This window comes from Pseudomonas sp. MOIL14HWK12:I2 (assembly GCF_000510745.1).
GTDB classification, from domain to species: domain Bacteria; phylum Pseudomonadota; class Gammaproteobacteria; order Pseudomonadales; family Pseudomonadaceae; genus Chryseomonas; species Chryseomonas oryzihabitans.
Map to the genome: position 1 here is coordinate 89946 of NZ_KI783314.1, position 22225 is coordinate 112170.

Below are 22225 nucleotides of genomic sequence, written 5' to 3' on the forward strand. Positions count from 1 at the left end.
CTTGAACTTCCCAGGGGTCTTGCCTATCTGGACCGGCAGACGGGGCTGCCGTTGCGCTTTCCGCCGAACGGTAAGCGCAACGGCGCCTCGTGGCGAGTCGGAATCAGAGACGCCGGATCACGGCATTGAAAAAATCTGCGAGCGAGGTCGGTATGGATCTGGGAATCAAGGGGCGCGTCGCCCTTATCACGGGTGCCAGCGGTGGCATGGGTCTGGCCACGGCGAAGCTGCTGGCCGAGGAGGGCGTCAAGCTGGTGCTCTCCGACTTGGAGCAGGGCAAGCTGGAAGAGGCGGCCAAGGGCCTGCCGGGCGATACGCTGCTGATCGCGGCCGACATGACCGACCAGGCCGCGGTGGACCGGCTGGTGGAGCAGGGCGAATCCCGCTTCGGCCAGATCGACATCGTGGTGCACACCGCCGGCGTCACCGGCGCCAAGGGCGATCCCCTGGAACTGGCCGATGCCGACTACGAGGAAGCCTGGGCCACCGACTTCTTTTCCGCCGTGCGCGTCGGTCGCGCCGCCATTCCGCGCATGCGCAAGCGCGGCTGGGGTCGCTTCGTCTGCATCACCTCGGAAAACGCCGTCCAGCCCTATTGGGAAGAGGCCGTCTACAACGTGGCCAAGGCGGCCCTGGCCGCCTTCATCAAGAACCTGTCATACAAGGAAGCGGCCCACGGCGTGCTCTGCAATACCGTGTCCCCCGCCTTCATCGAGACCGGAATGACCGACGGCATGATGGAAAAGCGCGCCGAGGAAAAGGGCGTCTCCTTCGAAGAAGCCATCGAAAGCTTCCTCGACGAAGAACGGCCCGGCATCGTGCAGAAGCGCCGCGGCAAGGTGGAAGAGGTGGCCGCGGCCATCGCCCTGCTGGTGTCCGAGCGTGCTTCCTTCATCAATGGCAGCAACCTGCGCGTGGATGGGGGCTCGGTCCAGGCGGTGCAGAACTAAGAATCCATTCGCGGTCTCCTGCGCGTCGGCCAGACTGCGTTGAAAATGGCCTGGGTCGCCAGCCCGGTCGGAATGCTCATTTACCAGTTGTAAACTTAAGCGCTAGTCCGATCTGCTTCCTCAGCCATTTTCGCGGGGCCGCCTAGGCCTTGTTTGTCTCTAGCTCGCGAGACCGTGAACAGATTCTAAGACGGGCGGGGCGGCTCCTCGGCCGTCCCATTTTCCTGCTGGCGGCGCACGGCTTCTTCCAGGGGAATGAATTCCACCTGGCGATCCTTGACCACTGGCGGCAGGGTGATGCCCATGGAGACATAGATGCTGGTGAACATGTCGATGCCCATGTCCGCCGGTTTCACCCAGTCCACCGGGACATAGAGCAGGCCGCCCCCCACGGGGACCGGCGCCGAAGGCACCAGCACGGCGTGATAGTGACGACCCTCGATGTCGATCACCGCCGGATTGGGCAGCAGTGCCAGCACCGCCACGCCCTGACCCCCGAAGAAGCACCACACCGGACTCATGGCGCGGATGTCCGCTCCGCCTTCCTTGCGATCGAGCAACTCGACGAAGCGCTCGGCCAGGCCATACAGCTTGCCCACCACCGGAATGCGGCGAAAGGTCATGTCGGCGAACCAGCCCAGTGGCCGACGCAGCCCCAGCTTGACCGCCAGCCCCAGCGGATAGAGCAGCACCAGCAGCAGCAGGGTGCCGAGGCCATAGGCCGCCATGGAATTGCCGACGAAGGGATGACCGACCGCTACGAACAACCGGCCCAGGGTGGTGTTGGGGCCGATCAGGCCATTGAGGAAACTGACGATCCAGCCGATCAGCGCCAGGGTCAGCACCAGTGGCAGGAGCAGCAGCAGGCCGGCCAGCCAGGTGGAGACGATGCTTTCGATACCGCGGCGAACGAAGGGCATGCAAGAACTCGACGGCTAAAGCGCCATTCTATACGGGCCAGGCGCGCTCAGCGTCGGCCTGGACCGACTTTTTGAGCGCGCCGCCGTTATAGCCAGCGGCGATAGAAGGCGGCTTCCTGTTCCAGGGCATCCGCCTGGTTGGCCGCTCGGCGAAAGCCATGGCCTTCGTCGGGATAGCGCCTGACCACCACCGGTATGCCACGCGCCTCCAGCGCGGCCGCCATGGCGTCGGTCTGGGCGGGGACCACCACGGCGTCCTTGAGGCCCTGCAGAAAGATCACCGGCGCCTGGATGCCCTCGGCATGCAGCAGCGGCGTCCGTGCCTCGTAGCGCGCGCGATCGGCCTCGGGATCGCCGATCAGCCAGTCCAGGTAGTCGGCCTCGAACTTGTGGGTGGCCTTGGCCAGCGCCAGGGGATCGCTGACGCCATAGAGGCTGGTGCCGGCGCAAAAGACGTCGCGGAAGGCCAGGGCGCAGAGCACCGTGTAGCCACCGGCGCTGCCGCCACGGATAAAGGCCCGTGTCGGATCCACCAGGCCCTGGGCGCCCAGGTGGTCGACCACCGCGCAGGCGTCCTCGACGTCCACCACGCCCCAGCGCAGGTGCAGCGCCTGGCGGTAGGCCCGGCCATGGCCGCTGCTGCCGCGATAGTTGAGATCGGCCACGGCGAAGCCCTGGCGCACCCAGAACTGGATGCGCGCATCGAACACCGGATAGGTGCAGGAGGTGGGACCGCCGTGGATGCTGACCAGCAGCGGCGGCGGGCCCTCGCCGTGCCGCTCCGGCAGATAGAGAAAGCCCTGGGCCTGGCCGTCGCCACTGGGATAGCTCAGCGGCTGGGGGGCGACGATAACGCTGTCGCCCAGGGGCGCGACGCCGCCGGTGACGATCTCCACCGCGCCGCTCCGGCGATCGATGGCCAGCACCGCCGAGGGGCGCGTGGGCGCCGCGGCGATGCAGTAGCAATGGCTGTCGTCCAGGGCCAGGCCCCGGAAACGGCTGAAGTCCGCGGCCAGGCGGCGGGTCTCTCCCGCTGCCCAGCGCTCGCCGAGCACGGCGAAGCCGTCTTCCTGCCAGGTCGCCAGCCAGCCTTCCGCCGTCGGCAACCAGCTGGCACCGCCCAGTTGCCAAGGCGCCGCCGCATGATCCGCCGCAGGCGCCTCCTGGGGCGCGAAGCCTTCCACGGTTTCGCACCAGGGCTGCCACCAGCCCTGGCGATCGCTCAGCGCCCAGAGCCGCTGCTCGCTATCGAACAGCGGCTGTTGCAGCGACTCCTCGGGATCGGCCGACACCACGCTGGGCGCACCGGGACTTCCCTCGGCTTCCAGCGTCGCCGTCAGCAGCCGGGTGCGGGTCCAGGGCTGGTGGGGCCTGTCCCACTCGATCCAGGCCAGGCGGCTACCGTCGGCGCTGGTGCGCGGTGCGGCATAGAAATCCGCACCCTCGACCAGCACCTGGCGTGCGCCACCGGCACTCAGGGCGACCAGGCGATGGCGCGGCGGCTGCTCGCGGCGATCCTCCTCGACCGCCAGCACCTGCTGCCGGACACCATCCCAGTGCAGATCGCCGTAGCGCCAGGCCTCGCCTCCGGCCAGCCATTCGGGCGCGCCGCCGTCACGCGGCTGGCGATAGACCGCCTGGTCGGCTTCATTGACGAACAGCGGTCCCTGGTCCCCCAGGCAGAGGGCGCCGCCGCCGTATTCATAGACCTTGCTGCGCAGGCTGAACCCCGCCGGCGTGAGGCAGCGCGGCCCGGCGCCGGCCTCGCGGACCCAGAGGCGGGTGGCGCCATCGGTGGGATCGTACTGACTCCAGTAGAGGCCGCTGGCATCGACCTTGAGTTCGGCAAAGTCGATACCGGCGGCAACGGCCTGGGCCGGCGTGAGCGGGGTAGGGGCGGTCATGGCGACTCCAGAGATAGGCACAGCCGTTTAGCCTAGCAGCTGGATGGCGAGGGCTGGGTGAGGGAGGCCACGCCGTTGGGCTTGGCTGCGCTCAACCCAACCTACGAAGCGCGCGCCGCCGATTTTCCCCCACTCTCCTTGGGAGAGGGCTGGGGTGAGGGGCTGCGGCGCTTTTCCCCCTCTCCCTTTGGGAGAGGGTTGGGGTGAGGGAGCACCCCGTTCTGCGCCCGTGCTAAAACAACCCCAGCTGCTCCCCCGGCGGGGCGAACTGGCTGCAGTCCAGGCCTTCGCCCTCGCGGCGCTCCAGGCCGAAGCGGCGGCGTGCCAGGCGAAATCGCTGGGCCAGGAGCTCGGCGAACTGGCCTTCGCCCTTCATGCGGATGCCGAAGCGACTGTCGTAGTTCTTCCCGCCGCGCGACTGCCGGATCAGGCTCATCACATGGGCAGCCCGCTCGGGGAAGTGCGTCTGCAGCCATTCCTCGAACAGCTCGACGATCTCCAGCGGCAGCCGCAACAGCGTGTAGCCGGCCGAGCGGGCGCCGTGGTCGCGGGCCGCCTCCAGCAAGGCTTCGAGTTCATGGTCGTTGATCATGGGAATCATCGGCGCCAGCAAGGCGCTCACCGGCACCCCGTGCTCGTGCAGGGTGCGCATGGCGCGCAGCCGGGCCTGGGGCGCAGCGGTGCGGGGTTCGAGGATGCGCTTGAGGTCATCATCCAGCGTGGTGAGGCTGAAGGCCACCCGCACCAGGTTGCGCTCGGCCAGCTGCACCAGCAGATCCAGGTCGCGCAGGATCAGCGCGCTCTTGGTGATGAGGGTCACCGGATGGCGATAGCGCAGCAGGATCTCCAGCGCCTGGCGCGTCAGCTGGTACTGCCGCTCGATGGGCTGGTAGCCGTCGGTGTTGATGCCCAAGGCGATGGGCTGCGGGTGGTAGCCCGGCTTGCTCAGCTCCGCCTCCAGCCGCTCGGCCAGATTGGTCTTGGCGATCAGCTGGGTCTCGAAATCGATGCCGGGCGAGAGGTCCCAGTAGGCGTGGGAGGGGCGGGCGAAACAGTAGATGCAGCCATGCTCGCAGCCGCGATAGGGATTCACCGAGCGATCGAAGCCGACGTCCGGCGACTGGTTGCGGCTGATCACCGTCTTGGCCGTTTCCTGGCGGACGGCGGTGGTAAAGGTCAGCGGGGTGGCTTCCTCGTACCAGCCATCGTGCTCGGCCTCGCTGCGGGTGGCGGCAAAGCGATTGTGAGGATTGCTGGCGGTGCCACGACCCCGTGGCGGGCGCTGGGGCTGGGTCATGTCGAGGCCTCTTGGCTGTATCTTTGTACAGTATAAGGCCTGGGCGATCCGGGCAAGCGACAGCGGTCGGCTGGGCGGGCGGAACGGCCACCCGCCCAGCCGCGAACCGGCGCCCTACAGCACCGAGATCGGGTAGTTGAGGATGATGCGGTTCTCGTCGAAGGAGCCGCTGGCACTGTAGTCGCGTCTCATGCTGGAGTTGCGCCAGCGGATCAGCAGCTTCTTCAGCGGTCCGCTCTGCACCTCGTATTGCACCTCGGATTCGCGACCCCATTCCTTGCCGTCGGTGATGCTGCCGGTGTGCACATTGTCGCCGCTGAGGTAGCGGTTCATCAGGGTCAGACCCGGCACGCCGAAGGCGGCGAAGTTGTGGTCGTAGCGCACCTGCCAGGAGCGCTCCCGGGCGTTGTCGTAGCTGGAGTTGTAGCTGTCGTTGGCCAGGGTGCCGCCGCTGGTGCCGTTGACCCTCATCCAGGCGCTGTCGCCACTGACGCGCTGCAGGCCGACATAGAAGGTGCCGCCGCCCTGCTTGGCCGAGAGCAGCGCATAGGCGGTGCGGTTGTCCAGGGCACCGGCGCGGGCCGAGCCGTCGTCGTCGCCGATGAAGTAGCCGAGGTTGGCGCCCAGGGTCCAGCTGCCCAGCGGCTGGTAGTGGATCAGGTTGATGAACTTCTGGTGGTAGATGTCTTCGAGCTGGGCGTACCAGAGGCCGATCTGGGTGCGCTTCTCGTTGAACCTGTATTCGCCACCGACGAAGTTGAAGCGGTCGGAGGTGGCATTGGCGCGGCCCTGCATGAACATGTCTTCCATGCTGGCGTCGTTGCGCGGGCTGTTCTGCCGCATCTGGCCGCCCCAAAGCTCCAGGTTCTGGATCTCGGTGGAGTGGATCTGCGCGCCCTGGAAGGTCTGCGGCAGCGAGCGGCCGTCGTCGGACCTGAGGATCGGCAGCACGGCGAACCACTCGCCGACCTTGATATCGGTCTTGGAGACCTTGGCCTTGGCGGCCACCGCCAGGCGCCCGAAATCCTTGGCCGGCTCGTTGCCGGCATGGGTCGGCAGCAGCTGGGTGCCATAGGTGCCGGCGCCACCGTCGAGCTTGACCGAATAGAGCCCCAGGGCATCGATGCCGAAGCCCACCGGCCCCTGGGTGTAGCCGGAAGTCAGGCCGAAGATGAAGCTCTGGGTCCATTCCTCGGCCTTGTTCTGCGCGGTGTAGGCCGGATCGACGAAGTTGCGATTGAAGTAGAAGTTGCGCAGGTTGAGATTGGCCTTGGTGCCTTCGATGAAGCCGTCCGCGGCCCACAGCGGCGTGGTGCTGGCGAGAGCGGCGAAGGCGGCGCAGGCACGGGCGAGCCGGCCGGAAGCGAGTCGAGTGCTCATGGTGTTCCTTGTTCTTGTAGGTAAGGGGTGCCCTGCCGGCGCGGGGGCGGCATCTGACGAGGGCGGGTCGGGCGGTGAGGCGAGGGACGGCTAGGAGGGTGCAGGCGACATGGGGGATTCCTTTCTTATTTGAATTATCGGAAAGCAGCGGCCGAGGCGTTCGGCTGAGTAGTTATATGACAACGTATGTCTTGCGGCAAGGCTACCAAGGTAGCAGGGCGGAGCCCTCGCCAGGCGAGGGCTCGCGAGGGATCAGACGCTGGCCTTGAGGCTATCCTGGCGGGCCGTGTCGTAGGAGTGCTTGTCCATCTGCAGCGCGCCTGGCTTGCCCAGGTCGCTCATGGGCACCCGGTAGGTCTCCGGCGACAGGTAGGCCGCCAGGGCCGACAGGCAGGTCACGCCGAAGGCCAGGCCGCCGACCACCAGCCAGATGTTCTCGGTGCCGGGCGGGGCGACCAGGGTGAACAGCGCCGGCAGCATGGCGGTGAACATGGTGCCGATGTTCTGGGCGATGGCCATGGCCGAGACGCGGTAGCGGGTCTGGAACTGCTCCGGGTAGAAGCTCGGGAAGACCGCGTTGTAGCCCTGGTAGACCACGCCCCACATCAGCAGCGACATGACGAAGGCCAGCGGCAGGTTGTGGATGCTGATGGCATAGAGGTAACCGAAGGCCAGCAGACCCGAACCCAGGGCGCCGCCGATCATGGTCGGCCGGCGGCCGATGCGATCGGAGAGGTTGCCGACGAAGGGGATCACCAGCACGGCGACGATGTTGCCCACCACCGGTATCCACAGGTAGACGCTCTTGTCGAAGCCGATGCCGTAGGCCGGCTGCACCGCATAGGCGGCGCCAAAGATGGTGGCCACCACCGGGATGACGTTCATCAGCGCCATCAGCGCGACCAGGATCATGGCCTTCCAGCTGGTGCTCAGGGCTTCGCCGATGGGCGAGCGCCGGGCCACGCTGGCGGTCTCGGTCTTGGCTTCTTCCTTGACGAAGGCGGGCGTCTCATGGACCTCGCGGCGGATGATGAAACCGGCCAGCAGGACGAAGGCGCTGAGCAGGAAGGGGATGCGCCAGCCCCAGCTGTTGAAGGCGTCGGCGGGCATGAAGTAGGCCAGCGGCAGGAAGATCGCCGCGGCCATCACCTGGCCGGCCTGGACGCCCTGCAGGGTAAAGCTCGCATAGTAGCCACGCCGGCCGAAGGGGGCGTGTTCGAGCACCATGGAGCTGGCCCCGGAGATCTCGCCGGCCACGGCGAACCCCTGGATCAGGCGCAGCACCACCAGCAGGATGGGCGCGAGGATACCGATCTGGTGGTAGGTGGGCAGCAGGCCCACGGCCATGGTGGCGATGCCCATGAGGAACATGCACAGCAGCAGGACGTTCTTGCGACCGCGGGTATCGCCCCAGTGACCGAGCACGAAGGCACCGACCGGACGGGCCAGATAGCCCACGCCATAGGTGGCGAGGGAGGCGACGATGGCCATCTTGGGATCGCTGGAGGGGAAGAAGATCTGCGGAAAGATCAGCGCCGCCGCCTGGGCGTAGATGAAGAAGTCGTAGTATTCCAGCGCCGAGCCGATCCAGCCGCTGGCAGTGGCTTTCTTGGCTTGGGAGCCGGGGGTGGGGGAGGCGGTATTGGCCATGGTTGTCTCCGGAATTTTATTGTCAGGCCAGGAGGGTTTCAGCGCCGCGCACGAACTCGCTCGGGTCGCGGGAGCCGAAGATGGAAAGGACGGGAGGACCTAGCCTGGCCGTCGCCGACTGCGCGCGGTGGGGCTGCAGACGAGACGGGGGACGCAGGATAACGTGGATAGCTGGGGCATGGACGCACACTCTTGTTTGTCTTGTTATGGTCGACGCGGCGGAAGCGACGAGCGCTGGGCTCTACGATCATAGTGCGAGGCGCTAACGGGACTGGTCAATTCGCCGGAAGCCCAACTGTTCGATCAGCGAACAGAAACTAACCGGTTCGTACATAATCCATTGTTGGGTCGCCGGGCGCCACGAATAATCGGCACCAGACCCGACAGATCCGTGTCACCCCGCCCTGGCCCAGCCCGCGGAGTGGCCGTTCAACACAGGAGCACCGGCATGCAGCGTTCCATCGCGACCGTATCCATCAGCGGCACCCTGACCGAAAAGCTCGAGGCCATCGCCGCGGCGGGCTTCGACGGTGTGGAGATCTTCGAGAACGACCTGCTGTATTCCGGTGCCAGTCCGCGGGAGATTCGCCAGCGTGCCCAGGACCTGGGACTGGCGATCACCCTGTTCCAGCCCTTTCGCGACTTCGAGGGCAATCGCCGCGAGCGGCTGCAACGCAATCTCGACCGCGCCGAGCGCAAGTTCGACCTCATGCAGGAGCTGGGCACCGACCTCATCCTGGTGTGCAGCAACACCGCCGCCGACAGCCTCGGCGACGAGCGCCTGATCGCCGACGACCTGCAGCTGCTGGCCGAGCGCGCCGCCCCGCGTGGCCTGCGCATCGGCTACGAAGCCCTCGCCTGGGGGCGTCACGTCAACACCTGGCAGCAGGTCTGGCGGCTGGTGAAGGCGGTCGATCATCCCAATCTCGGCGTGCTGCTCGACAGCTTCCACACCCTGTCCATTGGTGGTGATCCGGCGGGCATCGCGCAGATCCCGGGGGACAAGATCTTTTTCGTGCAGATGGCCGATGCGCCCGTGCTGCAGATGGACGTGCTGGAGTGGAGTCGGCATTTCCGCTGCTTCCCGGGGCAGGGCGAATTCGACCTGGCCGGTTTCCTCGCGCCCATCCTGCAGACCGGCTACCAGGGGCCGCTGTCGCTGGAGATCTTCAACGACGGCTTCCGCGCCGCCCAGACCCGCGCCACCGCCGCCGATGGCCTGAGATCCCTGCTCTACCTGGAGGAGCAGACCGCCGCGCGGTTGCAGCGAGAAGAGAGCCCGGTGGCAGCGCCGCTGTTCGCCCCACCCGAGGCGCCGCGCCTGGAGGGCACCGAATTCCTCGAATTCGCCGTGGACGACGGCCATGGCGCCGACCTGGCGGGCTGGCTGGGCAAACTGGGCTTTGCCCGGGCCGGCCGGCACCGCTCCAAGAACGTCACCCTGCTGCGCCAGGGTGAGATCAACCTGGTGCTCAATGCCGAACCCTATTCCTTCGGCCACAACTTCTTCGAGGCCCACGGCCCCTCGCTGTGCGCCATGGCCCTGCGCGTGCCGGACAGCCAGGCCGCCCTGGAGCGCGCCCAGCAGTACCGGGCGCAGCCCTATCGCGGCCTGGTCGGTCCCAACGAGCGCGAGATCCCGGCGGTACGGGCGCCCGATGGCAGCCTGATCTATCTCGCCGATCGTGGCGCCGACGGCCGCAGTCTCTATGACACCGACTTCGACGTCAGCGCCGGCGCCAGCGGCGGCCTCGGCCTGACCCACGTCGACCACGTGGCCATCGCCCTGCCGGCCGATGCCCTGGACAGCTGGGTGCTGTTCTACAAGAGCCTGTTCGATTTCAGCGCCGACGACGAGGTGGTGGTCCCGGACCCCTATGGCCTGGTCAAGAGTCGCGCCCTGAAGAATCGCCAGAGCAGCGTGCGCCTGGCGCTGAACATCTCGGAGAATCGCAACACCGCCATCGCCCGGGCGCTTTCCAGTTATCGCGGCTCGGGGGTGCACCACATCGCCTTCGCCTGCCAGGACATCTTCCAGGCGGTGGAGCAGGCCAAGGCCGCCGGGGTGCCCCTGCTGGAGATCCCGATGAACTACTACGACGACCTGGGGGCGCGCTTCGATTTCGACGACGACTTCCTCAGTCGGCTGGCCTACTACAACGTCCTCTACGACCGCGATGCCCAGGGCGGCGAGCTGTTCCACGTCTACACCGAGTCCTTCGCCGACCGCTTCTTCTTCGAAATCCTGCAGCGCAAGGATTACAGTGGCTACGGCGCCGCCAACAGCCCGGTCCGCCTGGCGGCTATGCTGCAGGCGCGGCAGGGTCGCCCGGCGCCCCTGGAATTCTGAGCCAGGCGGGCACCCCGGGGTGCCCGCGCCTCTCCTCCGACAAGAGTCAGCCCGATGCAGGACACCCCGGCGCTCGCGCCCACGCTCCGTACCCCGCGCAAGAACAATCCCGAGAAGACCCGCCAGGCCATCCTCGCCGCCGCCGTGGCCGAGTTCGCCGACCTGGGCCTGAGCGGCGCGCGGGTGGACGCCATCGCCGAGCGCACCCATACCTCCAAGCGGATGATCTACTACTACTTCGGCAGCAAGGAGCAGCTCTACCTGACGGTGCTGGAAAAGCTCTACAGCGACGTGCGTGGCAACGAGGCCGAATTGCCGCTGGACCGCCTGCCGCCGCTGGAGGCGATCCGTACCCTGGCGGAATTCCTTTTCGAGCATCACCGCAGCCACGACGACTTCATCCGCGTGGTGAGCATCGAGAACATCCATCGCGGTCGCCACCTGGCCCAGTCCGAGACCATCTCCAGCCTCAACTCCTCGGCGCTGGAAGCCCTGCGCCGCATCCTCGCCCGCGGCGAAGCCAGCGGCGAGATCCGCAGCGGGCTGGACGCGGTGGACGTGCACCTGCTGATGTGTTCGTTCTGCTTCTACCGCGTCTCCAATCGCCACACCTTCGGCCGCATCCACGACATCGACATGGAAGAACCGGCGGTGCTACGCCGCCACAAGACCATGATCGGCGATGCCATGGTGCGCTACCTCCAGCCGTAGGGCCTGCGGGCGGCCCTCACCCCAGCCCTCTCCCAGGGGGAGAGGGGCGTCTGATCGAGGCTTCCAGTCGCCGGCATGGATTCGTAGGGTGGAAAACCGCGTAGCGTTTTCCACGCGGCTGCCCGAGCAATCTTCTCTCTGAGAGAGGGGCAAGCCTCTTAGGTTGGGTTGAGACGGCTTCACCGTCGAAGCCCAATGCTGCTGGATACCCCGCGTTGGGCTTCGCTACGCTCAACCCAACCTTCGGAAACATCTATCTCCTCGCCCTCGGAGAAAGGGCGAACCCAGATATGTAGGGTGGAAAACCGCGCCGCGTTTTCCACGCGGCTGCCCGAGCAATCTTCTCTCTGAGAGAGGGGCAAGCCTCTTAGGTTGGGTTGAGACGGCTTCATCGTCGAAGCTCAACGCTGCCGGATACCCCACGTTGGGCTTCGCTGCGCTCAACCCAACCTACGGAATTATCTACCCCCTCTCCCTCGGGGAGAGGGCCGGGGTGAGGGCAACCCCGGCACCCCAGCCAAAACCCTCAGAGCACCGGCATCCCGCCCGTCACCGGCAGCATGGCGCCGGAGATGTAGCTGCCTTCGTCCGAGGCCAGCAGTACATAGGCCGGGGCCAGCTCCACCGGCTGGCCGGCGCGACCAAGAGGGGTACTGGCGCCGAATTGCTCAGGTTCGTCGGGCTTCATGGTGCTGACGATCAGCGGCGTCCAGATCGGGCCGGGGGCCACGCTGTTGGCGCGGATGCCCTTGTCGCCGAGCAGTTGCGCCAGGCCCGCGGTGAAGTTGGCGATGGCGCCCTTGGTCGCCGAATAGGCCAGCAGGGTCGGCGGGGCGATGTCGGCGTTGATCGAGGCGGTGTTGATGATGGAGCCACCGCGCGGCATGTGCTTCACCGCCGCCTGGGTGATGCGGAACATGGCATGGATGTTCACATTGAAGGTATGCACCCATTCCTCGTCGGGAATCTCGTCGAGGCTGTCGCGCACCTGCTGGAAGGCGGCGTTGTTGACCAGCACGTCGATACGGCCAAAGGCCTCGACGGTCTTCTGCACCACGTCCAGGCAGGTCTGGCGGTCGACCAGATCGCCGGGCAGCAGCACGGCCTGGCGCCCGGCCTCGGTGACCAGGCGGGCGGTCTCCCGGGCATCCTCGTGCTCGTCCAGGTAGGCGATGGCGACATCGGCGCCCTCACGGGCGAAGGCGATGGCCACGGCGCGGCCGATACCGCTGTCGGCACCGGTAATCAGCGCCGCCTTGCCCTTGAGGCGACCCGAGCCGCGATAGGTTGCGGCGCCGCTGTCGGGCAGCGGATCCATGCGCGCTTCGGAGCCGGGAAAGGTCTGGGGTTGGGGTTTCAGTGGGGGCTTGGGATAGTCGCTCATGGGGACTCCTTGAAGGTCAGTGAGCTTGCAGTTCAGGAAGAGCAATCGATACCCAGGTCGGCCATGACCGCGGTGCCGTAGCCGGCGGCGGCCAGGGGCGCCTGGATGTCCTGATGTAGATCCGGCACGTAGCCGATCAGCAGGTCGGCCGGGCCGCTCAGACGGATTTCGCCGAGCGCGGCCGGCAGCAGCAGGGATTCGGCGGCGCCGAGCATGCCGCTCCAGCCAGCCGACTCCAGCCGTACCGGACGCCCGACGTTGCTCAGCAGGCGGGCGCTGGAGAAGCGATAGTCCAGCGGCGGCGCCCCGGCGCCGGCCAGCCGCCAGCGTTCCAGGGCGAAGTGCCGGCAGGCCGTGCACAGCAGGCGGTCGTGCCCATCGCCCAGGGGCAGGCGCAGCCCGGGGGTGACCCGCGGATCGGCGTCCAGGTCCAGTTCGTCCAGCAGCGCCTCGATACCCTCGCGCCAGTCGGCGTGGGGCAGCGGCTCGCCATCGGTCATGCGCCAGGGCATGGCCTGCTGCTGGATGTCCGAGGTCTGTTCGATCTCGTAGATCAGGGTGCCGGGACCGAAGCTGTGCAGGGTGCCGCCGGGGATGAAGAAGGTCTCGCCGGCGCGCACCGGCAGGCGCCGCATGACGGCGTCATAGTCCTGCCGCAGCAGGGCGTCGCGCACGCGCTCGCGACTCTGGCCGGGCTTGAGGCCCACCAGGGCGGTGGCGCCCGGTTCGGCCCAGAGGATGTGCCAGGCCTCGGTCTTGCCGTTGGGCTGGCATTCCAGGCGGCGGGCGGTGGCGTCATCGGCGTGCAGATGCACCGGCAGGCGGCCGCTGCCGTCGATGAACTTGGTCAGCAGGGGAAACCAGGGGCCCTGCCAGCCGGGCGCGACCAGTTGTTCGGGATAGGCCTGCACCACGTCATGCAGGCTCTGGCCGGCGAGGGGACCGTCGAGCACCGTGGCACTGCTGCCCGGTACGTCGCTGATTTCCCAGGTCTCGGCGATGCGGCCCGGGGGCAGGCCACGCTTGCCGAGGCGCTCGGCGATCTCGTGACCGCCGAACACATGGGTGCGCAAGGGGGTGGAAAGGCGCAGGGGTTGGCCGAGCATCGGGGGACTCCAGCGGCAAGAAAGGCGCCCCGGCCCGGGCCGGGGCAGAGAACACTCAGAGAATCGGCTTGCCGCCGGTGACGGCGATGCGCGCGCCCGAGGTGTAGCTGGATTCGTCGGAGGCCAGCATCACATAGACCGGCGCCAGTTCCACCGGCTGGCCGGGGCGGCCGAGCGGGGTGTTGCCGCCGAATTCCTTGACCTGCTCGGGCGGCATGGTGGCCGGGATCAGCGGGGTCCAGACAGGGCCGGGGGCCACGCTGTTGGCGCGGATGCCCTTTTCGCCAAGCAGTTGCGCCAGGCCCGCGGTGAAGTTGGCGATGGCGCCCTTGGTGGTGGCATAGGCCAGCAGCGTCGGCCGCGGCATGTCCGAATTCACCGAGGTGGTGTTGATGATGGAGCCACCCTGGCCCATGTGCTTCACCGCGGCCTGGGTGATGCGAAACATGGCGGTGATGTTCACATCGAAGGTGTAGACCCACTCGTCGTCGGGAATCTCGTCGAGGGTCTCGTGGGTCATCTGGAAGGCGGCGTTGTTGACCAGCACGTCGATGCGCCCGAAGGCGGCCACGGTCTTGTCCACCACTGCCAGGCACTGCTCGCGCTTGGACAGGCAGCCCGGCAGCAGCAGGGCCTCGCGCCCGGCTTCGCGCACCAGGCGGGCGGTGTCCTCGGCGTCTTCGTGCTCGTTCAGGTAGCTGATGGCGACATCGGCGCCCTCGCGGGCGAAGGCGATGGCCACGGCACGGCCGATGCCGCTGTCGCCACCGGTGATCAGCGCCTTCTTGCCGGCCAGACGGCCAGAGCCCTTGTAGCTTTGCTCACCGCAATCCGGGACCGGATTCATGCGCGATTGCAGGCCGGGAACGGCTTGCTGCTGTTCCGGCATCGGGGCTTTGGGAAAATCGGTCATGGAGGAATCCTCGTCGCTCGTGTGACTTTTGCGGGCCTGTCAGTACCGACAGGCCACAAGCGGCGAGGGTTCGAGACCCGGGACGGGCGGTGTGCCGGCGCTAGCGCGGTGCCGCTTCGGCCCAGCGCGGCGGCACCGTGGGCTGCCAGGTGGCGAGGGCGTCTAGCAGGGCGGTTGGCGAAGCCTCCACCTGCAGCATGGCGCGGTGCGGCGCGGCAACGAAGCCCTGGGCGACCAGGTGATCGAGGAAGCCCTCCAACTGGGCATAGAAACCGTCGACCTCCAGCAGGCCCATGGGCTTGGCGTGATAGCCGAGCTGGCCCCAGGTCCAGACCTCGAAGAGTTCTTCCAGGGTGCCCAGGCCGCCGGGGAGGGCGATGAAGGCATCGGCCAGCTCCGCCATCCGCGCCTTGCGCGCATGCATGCCGTCGACCACTTCCAGGCGCGTGCAGCCGGTGTGGCCCAGTTCGGCGGTCTTGAGACTCTGGGGAATGATGCCGATGACTTCGCCACCGGCGGCCAGGGCGGCATCGGCGACCACACCCATCAGGCCGACCTTGCCGCCGCCGTAGACCAGGGTGAGGCCGCGCTCGGCGAGGGTACGCCCGAGGTGCGCGGCCGCTTCGGCGAAGACCGGCGAGGCGCCGGGCTTGGCACCACAGAAGACACAGACGGTTTTCAGCGACATGGGGACTCCTAGGCAGGCAAAACGCCTAGCCTAGCTGCCCGTCACCCGTGATCAAAGCACCGTCATCGCGCGAGGAAAGCCTCTTCCGGCGCATTGCCACTGGCGGCCTGGGCATAGCTGGCGAACAACTCGTGCAACAGGGCGGTAAGGGTCATGGCGGGCGTCCTTGGCTGGCGGGTGATGGAGGGATAGTACCCAGAGGTAAGGCCTGGCGACCTGGCAAAGGTTTCGATGGAGGCGATAGAGCGGAGCCGCTCCCTTGCCATGGCCGCTGGAACCCGCCACCCTCGCATCGGTCTGACTGGCGACTTTCACGCATCCGGAGGGTTCATGAAATCCACGCTTTTCGCCGCCGCACTGTTCGCCCTGGGAAGTACCGGCGCCTGGGCCGCCGACAGCTGTACCACCCAGATCGAAGCCGGCGACCAGATGACCTACAGCCGCGCTTCCATCCAGGTCCCGGCCTCGTGCAAGACCTTTACCGTGGAGCTGATCCACAGCGGCAGCCTGCCCAAGAACGTCATGGGCCATAACTGGGTGCTGACCCGCTCCACCGACGCCTCGGCCGTCGACGCCGCCGGCATGAACGCGGGCGAAGCCAAGGGCTACCTGCCCGAGGGCGACGAACGCATCATCGCCCATACCAAGATGTTGGGTGGTGGCGAGAAGGACTCCGTGACCTTCGATACCGGGGCCCTGGAAGCCGGCAAGGAATACACCTTCTTCTGCTCCTTCCCGGGGCATTTCGGCTCCATGCGCGGGGTGTTGCAGCGCGGGTAAGGAGAAGGTTGGGTTGTGGCGGTCGACCGTCGCAATCCGACCTCTTGAGCCGGAGACGCCTGGAGATTGGGTTGAGCGTTGGCGAGACCGAACGTTGCAGGGCTCACGCTTGTTTAGTAGGTGCCATGGCTGCTTATTGAGTGCTCGGAGAGTTTTTGTTTCGCCCACCCGGGCGAGTTACTTTTTGCAGGCGCGGCTGCGCGCCCCGCAAAAAAGTAACCAAAAACGCTTGCCCCACCATCCGGCCTTTCGCTTCGCTCCAGGTCCGCTCACGCCAGCGCCGTTCCGGGGTCGGTCCAGATGGGCCGTCTATGGCCCACTGGACCTCTCGCCGCATCCATGCGGCTCGACCCATTCCACGGCACTGGCGTTCGCCCTGCTGAACGGGGCGATTCGCCAGCCTGAAAGTATTGGTTGAATAACCCGTAACCCGTAGCGTGGACAACGGCGAAGCCTTGTCCACTGTCGGCGATCAAGCTCAGACGTCGTCCTTGAGCTATTGGAATCGCGGTCATGGACCGCTCCTACAGCAATCGGAAGATCCCGTAGGAGCGGCCCATGGCCGCGATAAAGACGTTGCCCCTATTCGGTAGTCAAGCTACTGCCAGCGGAAAACGCTGCGCGGTTTTCCACGCTACAGCTCTGGTGAACACTCAAGCCCTCAGCCCTTCGCCAACTCTGCCTCGATGGCTTCCAGAAGTCGCGGATCATCCGCCGTCACATCCGGCGCGAAGCGCCCCACCACCTCGCCATTGCGCCCGATCAGGAATTTCTCGAAATTCCACAGCACCTCGGGCTTGGGATTGGGGCTGCCGCCACGGCTCACCATGCGCTCACGGAAGGGACCGTCACCGGTCGCCTCGGGCTGGGCACGGGTCAATTCGTCATAGAGCGGATGCTTGTCTTCACCCACCACACTGAGCTTGGCGAACATAGGGAATTGCACGCCATAGGTCAGGGTGCAGAATTCCTTGATCTCGGCGTCGCTGCCGGGCTCCTGCTGCTTGAAGTTGTTGGCGGGAAAGCCGAGCACTTCCAGGCCGCGTTTGCGCTGGGCCTCATAGAGACGTTCCAGGCCCTCGTACTGGCTGGTCAGGCCGCACTTGGAGGCGACGTTCACCACCAGCAGCACCTTGCCCAGGTAGCGTTCCAGGGTCAGGGTTTCGCCATCGATGGATTGCAGCGGGAGTTTCATCAGGGTCGCGGTCATGGTCGGCTCCTCGGAAAGAAGCGACCAGCCTAGCGCAAAAACGCCGCCTCCATGGGCGGCGCCTGTCGGTCGGGCGGGGCTCAGCGCTTGAGCTTGACCACGTCGCCGGAAACGGTGGTGGTGTAGCCGTTCAGGACATAGGCCCAGAACCAGTTTTCCTGCACCTGGGCATTGATCAGGGCATCGCCGCCGCGGGACTTGATGGCGGCCTGCTGGGCGCGCACGAAGCGGTCGTTCTGCTGGACCGGGATGAAGCCCAGGATCATGAGACCGGTGGCCTTGCCCTCGCCATGACCGACGACGGTGTACTGCGACGGATCCAGATTCTGCGTCTTCATCGCGGTGCCGGTGCAGCCGGCGACGGCGGCGGCGAGGGCGAAGGAAGCGGCGAGCTTGGCGAAACGTTGCATGGAGTCACTCCTTTTTGGGATGGCAGCGTCGGGCATCGTTTCCCGACGGAGCGCACTCTAGCAGTGCCAGGCCCGGCGGAAATACCGTTCGCCCCGGCGATAGAACCGCTCCTCCCAAGGTCCCAGGGTTATCAGGTGATAGCGCCTCGATCTAAGCCGAGTCGGCCCGAGCTGCTACCATCGCCGCCTTTTCGTCCGGCGGCCGCGTCGGGCGCCGTATCGGAGACCTCGTGTGAATCTGCCTCTTGTCCTCAATCTCGTCGCCTTCGCCGTGCTGCTCGGTCTGCTGGCGCGTACCCGCAACACCGGCTGGAGCCTGGCCGTGCGCGTCTTCATCGGTCTCGCCCTGGGCGTGGCCTTCGGCCTGGTGCTGCAACTCGTCTATGGGCATGACGCCCCGGTGCTCAAGACCTCCATCGGCTGGTTCAACCTGGTCGGCAACGGCTATGTGCAGCTGCTGCAGATGAGCATCATGCCGCTGGTGTTCGCCTCCATCCTGGCCGCCGTGGCGCGGCTGCGCGAGGCTTCGTCCATGGGGCGCATCAGCCTGCTGACCCTGGGCACCCTGCTGTTCACCACCGCCATCGCCGCCCTGGTCGGGGTGCTGGTCACCTGGCTGTTCGGCCTGAGCGCCGAAGGCCTGGTGCAAGGCGCCCAGGAGACCGCGCGCCTGACCGCCCTGCAGAACAGCTATGTCGGCAAGGTGGCGGATCTGTCGGTGCCGCAGTTGCTGCTGTCCTTCATTCCGAAGAACCCCTTCGCCGATCTGTCCGGCGCCAATCCCACCTCCATCATCAGCGTGGTGATCTTCGCCGCCTTCCTCGGCGTCGCCGCCCTGCGCCTGCAGCGCGACGATCCGGTGCGCGGCGAGAAGGTGCTGGCCGGCATCGACGTGCTCCAGGCCTGGGTGATGAAGCTGGTGCGCCTGCTGCTGCAACTCACCCCCTATGGCGTGCTGGCGCTGATGACCAAGATGGTCGCCACCGCCAGTCCCCAGGACGTGCTCAAGCTGGGTACCTTCCTGATCGCCTCCTACCTGGGCCTGGGTATCCTCTTTGGCGTCCATGCGCTGCTGCTGACCCTGAGCGGCCTGTCGCCGGCGCGCTTCTTTCCCAAGGTCTGGCCGGTGCTGAGCTTCGCCTTCACCAGCCGCTCCAGCGCGGCGACCATCCCGCTGAACATCGAGGCCCAGACCGAGCGCCTCGGCGTGCCGCCGGCCATCGCCAGCTTCGCCGCCTCCTTCGGTGCCACCATCGGCCAGAACGGCTGCGCCGGTCTCTATCCGGCGATGCTGGCGGTGATGGTCGCGCCGACCCTGGGCATCAACCCCTTCGATCCGCTGTGGATCGCCACCCTGGTGGGCATCGTCACCCTGAGTTCGGCGGGCGTGGCCGGCGTGGGCGGTGGTGCCACCTTCGCCGCCCTGATCGTACTGCCGGCCCTCGGCCTGCCGGTCACCCTGGTGGCGCTGCTGGTGTCCATCGAACCCCTGATCGACATGGGCCGCACCGCCCTCAACGTCAACGGCTCCATGACCGCCGGTACCCTGACCGCGCGCTGGATGGGCCAGCTGGACAAGGCCGCCTATGACCGCAACGACCGGGCCGAAGCGCCAGCGGCGCCGATCAGTCGCGGCTGAACCGCAGAGGGCTTCGGGTAGGTTGGGTTTAGCGCAGCGAAGCCCAACCTACCCTGTGCCTGGTTAGAACAGGCCCCTTTAGAACAGGAAATACCGCTGCGCCATCGGCAGCACCTCGGCCGGTTCGCACCAGAGCAGCTGGCCGTCGGCCTTGACCTGGTAGTTCTGCGGATCGACCTCGATGGTCGGCAGATAACCGTTGTGGACGAGGTCGCTCTTCTGCGCGGTGCGGCAGCCCTTGACCACGCCGATGCGCTTCTTCAGCCCCAGTTGCTCCGGCACCCCGGCCTCGAAGGCGGCCTGGCTGATGAAGGTCAGACTGGTGTCGTGGAGCATGCCGGCGTAGCTGCCGAACATGGGGCGGTAGTGCACCGGTTGCGGGGTGGGGATGGAGGCGTTGGCGTCGCCCATCAGACTCGCCGCGATGGCGCCGCCCTTGAGGATCAGCGTCGGCTTGACGCCAAAGAACGCCGGGCGCCAGAGCACCAGGTCGGCGAACTTGCCCACTTCGATGGAGCCCACCTCGTGGCTGATGCCATGGGTGATCGCCGGGTTGATGGTGTACTTGGCGATGTAGCGCTTGACCCGGAAGTTGTCGTTGCCGGCGGCGTCTTCGGGCAGCGGGCCGCGCTGCTTCTTCATCTTGTCGGCGGTCTGCCAGGTGCGGGTGATGACCTCGCCGACGCGGCCCATGGCCTGGCTGTCGGAGCTGATCATGGCGAAGGCGCCGAGGTCGTGGAGGATGTCCTCGGCGGCGATGGTCTCGCGGCGGATGCGACTCTCGGCGAAGGCCACGTCCTCGGCGATGCTCGGGTCCAGGTGGTGGCAGACCATGAGCATGTCCAGGTGCTCGTCGATGGTGTTCTTGGTGAAGGGCCGCGTCGGGTTGGTGGAGCTGGGCAGCACGTTGGGGAAGCCGCAGGCCTTGATGATGTCCGGCGCATGGCCGCCCCCCGCGCCCTCGGTGTGATAGGTGTGGATGGTGCGACCCTTGAAGGCGCCCAGGGTGGTCTCGACGAAGCCGGATTCGTTGAGGGTGTCGGTGTGGATGGCCACCTGGATGTCGAAGCGATCGGCCACCGCCAGGCAGTTGTCGATGGCGGCGGGGGTGGTGCCCCAGTCCTCGTGCAGTTTCAAGCCGATGGCGCCGGCCCGCACCTGCTCCTCCAGCGGACCCGGCAGGCTGGCGTTGCCCTTGCCGGTGAAGCCGATGTTCATCGGAAAGGCGTCGGCGGCCTTGAGCATCTGCGCCATGTGCCAGGGACCGGGGGTCACGGTGGTGGCATAGGTGCCGGTGGCCGGCCCGGTGCCGCCGCCGATCATGGTGGTGGTGCCGCTCATGAGCGCCTCTTCGATCTGCTGCGGGCAGATGAAGTGGATGTGGGAGTCGATACCGCCGGCGGTGAGGATCATGCCCTCGCCGGCGATGACCTCGGTGGCGGCGCCGATGGGCACGCTGACACCCGGCTGGATGTCCGGGTTGCCGGCCTTGCCGATGGCATGGATGCGGCCGTGCTTGAGGCCGACGTCGGCCTTGACGATGCCCCAGTGGTCGACGATCAGCGCATTGGTGATGACGGTATCGACCACCTCGGCGGCGGGCAGCTGGCTCTGGCCCATGCCGTCGCGGATGACCTTGCCGCCGCCGAATTTCACCTCTTCGCCGTAGACGGTGTGGTCTTCTTCGACCTCGATCCAGAGCTCGGTGTCGGCCAGGCGCACCCGGTCGCCGGTGGTGGGGCCGAACATGTCGGCATAGGCTTGGCGGGAGATTTTCATAGGCGTTGATCCCGAATAAAGGTGGTCCGGTTGGTCCTCACCCCGACCCTCTCCCGGAGGGAGAGGGGAAGGAGCGGGTGGCATCCTGTTGCCTCGCAGGGAGTCGTCCCTGGGAAGCTGGGTGTTCTGGTTTGCCCTCACCCCGGCCCTCTCCCGGAGGGAGAGGGGGAAGGGCGGGTGTCGTCCTGTTGCCTCGCAGGGAGTCGTCCCTGGGAGGCTGGGTGTTCTGGTTGGCCTTCACCCTTCCACTCCCCCGGAGGGAGGGGGGAAGGGCGGGAGCTCGATGTCTGCTTTTAGCCCCCTCTCCCCTTGGGAGAGGGTTGGGGTGAGGGCGCTTGCCGCTACAACTTCCCCATCACCCGCCCGGCGAAGCCGTAGACGGTACGCAGGCCCGCCAGCTCGACCAGTTCCACCTCGCGACTCTGGCCCGGCTCGAAGCGCACGGCGGTGCCGGCGGCGATGTTGAGGCGCATGCCGCGCGCCAGAGCGCGGTCGAACACCAGGGCGTCGTTGGTTTCGTGGAAGTGGTAGTGGGAGCCCACCTGGATCGGCCGGTCGCCGCTGTTGGCGACGGTCAGGCTGAGGGTGCGGCGGCCGGCGTTGAGTTCGATGTCGCCGTCCTGGATCTGGTATTCGCCGGGGATCATGGGCGCTGCTCCAGCATCAGTTGCATGAAGGTGAGGTCGAGCCAGCGACCGAACTTGGTGCCGACCTGGGGCATCTGCCCGGTGGTGATAAAGCCCAGTCGCTCGTGCAGGCGGATGGAGGCCTGGTTGCCGCTCTCGATGGCGGCCACCATCACGTGCTTGTCGCAGGCGCGGGCGCGTTCGATGAGCACCGTCATCAGCCGCGGACCGATGCCCTGACCGCGCTGGTCGGGATGGATATAAACGGAGTGCTCGACGGTGTGGCGAAAGCCTTCGAAGGGGCGCCAGTCACCAAAGGAGGCATAGCCCACCACCGTGCCTTCGGCGTTCTCGGCGACCAGGATGGGGTAGCCCTGGGTGGCGCGCAGGTCGAACCAGGCCTGGCGGTTGGCCAGGTCCACCGGGGTCTCGTTCCAGATCGCCGTGGTGTTGCTGACGGCGTCGTTGTAGATGTGCAGCACGGCCGGCAGGTCGGCAGGGGTGGCGTCGCGGACGATCAGACTCATG

The 22225-nt window shown here is 66.8% G+C and carries 19 protein-coding genes; 5 read left to right on the top strand and 14 right to left on the bottom strand.

Annotated features, from left to right (window positions below):
- Positions 1–152 precede the first annotated feature (152 nt).
- Positions 153–950, top strand: a complete 798-nt coding sequence (locus PSK12I2_RS0121560; protein ID WP_027600025.1) for an SDR family NAD(P)-dependent oxidoreductase — start codon at positions 153–155, stop codon at positions 948–950.
- A 185-nt stretch (positions 951–1135) separates the two neighbouring features.
- Here the strand turns inward: PSK12I2_RS0121560 and PSK12I2_RS0121565 are convergent, their stop codons facing one another.
- From PSK12I2_RS0121565 to PSK12I2_RS0121585, 5 genes are all read right to left on the bottom strand, one after another.
- Positions 1136–1870: a DUF502 domain-containing protein gene (locus PSK12I2_RS0121565; protein ID WP_027600026.1), complete on the bottom strand. Its 735-nt coding sequence runs from the start codon at positions 1868–1870 to the stop codon at positions 1136–1138.
- Positions 1871–1956: 86 nt separating this feature from the next.
- Positions 1957–3774, bottom strand: a complete 1818-nt coding sequence (locus tag PSK12I2_RS0121570; protein ID WP_027600027.1) for a S9 family peptidase — start codon at positions 3772–3774, stop codon at positions 1957–1959.
- Between the two features lie 232 nt (positions 3775–4006).
- Positions 4007–5071: a PA0069 family radical SAM protein gene (locus PSK12I2_RS0121575; protein ID WP_027600028.1), complete on the bottom strand. Its 1065-nt coding sequence runs from the start codon at positions 5069–5071 to the stop codon at positions 4007–4009.
- A 114-nt stretch (positions 5072–5185) separates the two neighbouring features.
- Complete coding sequence (locus tag PSK12I2_RS0121580) at positions 5186–6451, bottom strand: OprD family porin (RefSeq protein ID WP_027600029.1); 1266 nt, start codon at positions 6449–6451, stop codon at positions 5186–5188.
- Between the two features lie 252 nt (positions 6452–6703).
- On the bottom strand, positions 6704–8101 hold the full coding sequence (locus PSK12I2_RS0121585; protein ID WP_027600030.1) for an MFS transporter: 1398 nt from the start codon (positions 8099–8101) through the stop codon (positions 6704–6706).
- 448 nt (positions 8102–8549) lie between these two features.
- Here PSK12I2_RS0121585 and quiC point away from each other — a divergent pair, with 448 nt between their 5' ends.
- The gene (gene quiC / locus PSK12I2_RS0121590) at positions 8550–10451 is read left to right on the top strand and encodes a 3-dehydroshikimate dehydratase QuiC (protein ID WP_027600031.1); all 1902 of its coding nucleotides are present in this window, start codon (positions 8550–8552) and stop codon (positions 10449–10451) included.
- A 54-nt stretch (positions 10452–10505) separates the two neighbouring features.
- Complete coding sequence (locus PSK12I2_RS0121595) at positions 10506–11162, top strand: TetR/AcrR family transcriptional regulator (RefSeq protein WP_007160977.1); 657 nt, start codon at positions 10506–10508, stop codon at positions 11160–11162.
- A gap of 526 nt (positions 11163–11688) precedes the next feature.
- On the opposite strand, the gene PSK12I2_RS0121600 is transcribed toward PSK12I2_RS0121595, so the two are convergent.
- The 4 genes from PSK12I2_RS0121600 to PSK12I2_RS0121615 form a co-directional block, all read right to left on the bottom strand.
- A complete protein-coding gene (locus PSK12I2_RS0121600) occupies positions 11689–12546 on the bottom strand; it encodes a glucose 1-dehydrogenase (protein WP_027600032.1) in 858 nt (285 codons plus the stop codon).
- 32 nt (positions 12547–12578) lie between these two features.
- The gene (locus PSK12I2_RS0121605; protein WP_027600033.1) at positions 12579–13652 is read right to left on the bottom strand and encodes a class I mannose-6-phosphate isomerase; all 1074 of its coding nucleotides are present in this window, start codon (positions 13650–13652) and stop codon (positions 12579–12581) included.
- A 55-nt stretch (positions 13653–13707) separates the two neighbouring features.
- Positions 13708–14565 (bottom strand): SDR family oxidoreductase, encoded by an 858-nt coding sequence (locus PSK12I2_RS0121610; protein WP_027600034.1) that lies wholly within the window; start codon positions 14563–14565, stop codon positions 13708–13710.
- Between the two features lie 100 nt (positions 14566–14665).
- Positions 14666–15253 (bottom strand): TIGR00730 family Rossman fold protein, encoded by a 588-nt coding sequence (locus tag PSK12I2_RS0121615; RefSeq protein ID WP_027600035.1) that lies wholly within the window; start codon positions 15251–15253, stop codon positions 14666–14668.
- A gap of 330 nt (positions 15254–15583) precedes the next feature.
- Between PSK12I2_RS0121615 and azu the strand changes: the two genes are divergently transcribed.
- Complete coding sequence (gene azu / locus PSK12I2_RS0121625) at positions 15584–16033, top strand: azurin (protein WP_027600036.1); 450 nt, start codon at positions 15584–15586, stop codon at positions 16031–16033.
- 661 nt (positions 16034–16694) lie between these two features.
- Here the strand turns inward: azu and PSK12I2_RS0121630 are convergent.
- Positions 16695–17243, bottom strand: a complete 549-nt coding sequence (locus PSK12I2_RS0121630) for a glutathione peroxidase (protein ID WP_027600037.1) — start codon at positions 17241–17243, stop codon at positions 16695–16697.
- 80 nt (positions 17244–17323) lie between these two features.
- A complete protein-coding gene (locus tag PSK12I2_RS0121635; protein ID WP_007163001.1) occupies positions 17324–17653 on the bottom strand; it encodes a hypothetical protein in 330 nt (109 codons plus the stop codon).
- Positions 17654–17885: 232 nt separating this feature from the next.
- Between PSK12I2_RS0121635 and PSK12I2_RS0121640 the strand changes: the two genes are divergently transcribed.
- Complete coding sequence (locus tag PSK12I2_RS0121640) at positions 17886–19292, top strand: L-cystine transporter (protein WP_027600038.1); 1407 nt, start codon at positions 17886–17888, stop codon at positions 19290–19292.
- Between the two features lie 78 nt (positions 19293–19370).
- Here the strand turns inward: PSK12I2_RS0121640 and ureC are convergent, their stop codons facing one another.
- From ureC to PSK12I2_RS0121655, 3 genes are all read right to left on the bottom strand, one after another.
- Positions 19371–21071, bottom strand: coding sequence for an urease subunit alpha (gene ureC / locus PSK12I2_RS0121645; protein ID WP_027600039.1), 1701 nt, complete (start codon positions 21069–21071; stop codon positions 19371–19373).
- A 341-nt stretch (positions 21072–21412) separates the two neighbouring features.
- Entirely contained in the window at positions 21413–21718 is a 306-nt protein-coding gene (locus PSK12I2_RS0121650; protein ID WP_007162998.1) for an urease subunit beta, read from the bottom strand.
- Positions 21715–22224: a GNAT family N-acetyltransferase gene (locus PSK12I2_RS0121655; protein ID WP_027600040.1), complete on the bottom strand. Its 510-nt coding sequence runs from the start codon at positions 22222–22224 to the stop codon at positions 21715–21717. Before PSK12I2_RS0121655 ends, PSK12I2_RS0121650 begins: the two co-directional genes overlap by 4 nt.
- Position 22225 lies beyond the last annotated feature (1 nt).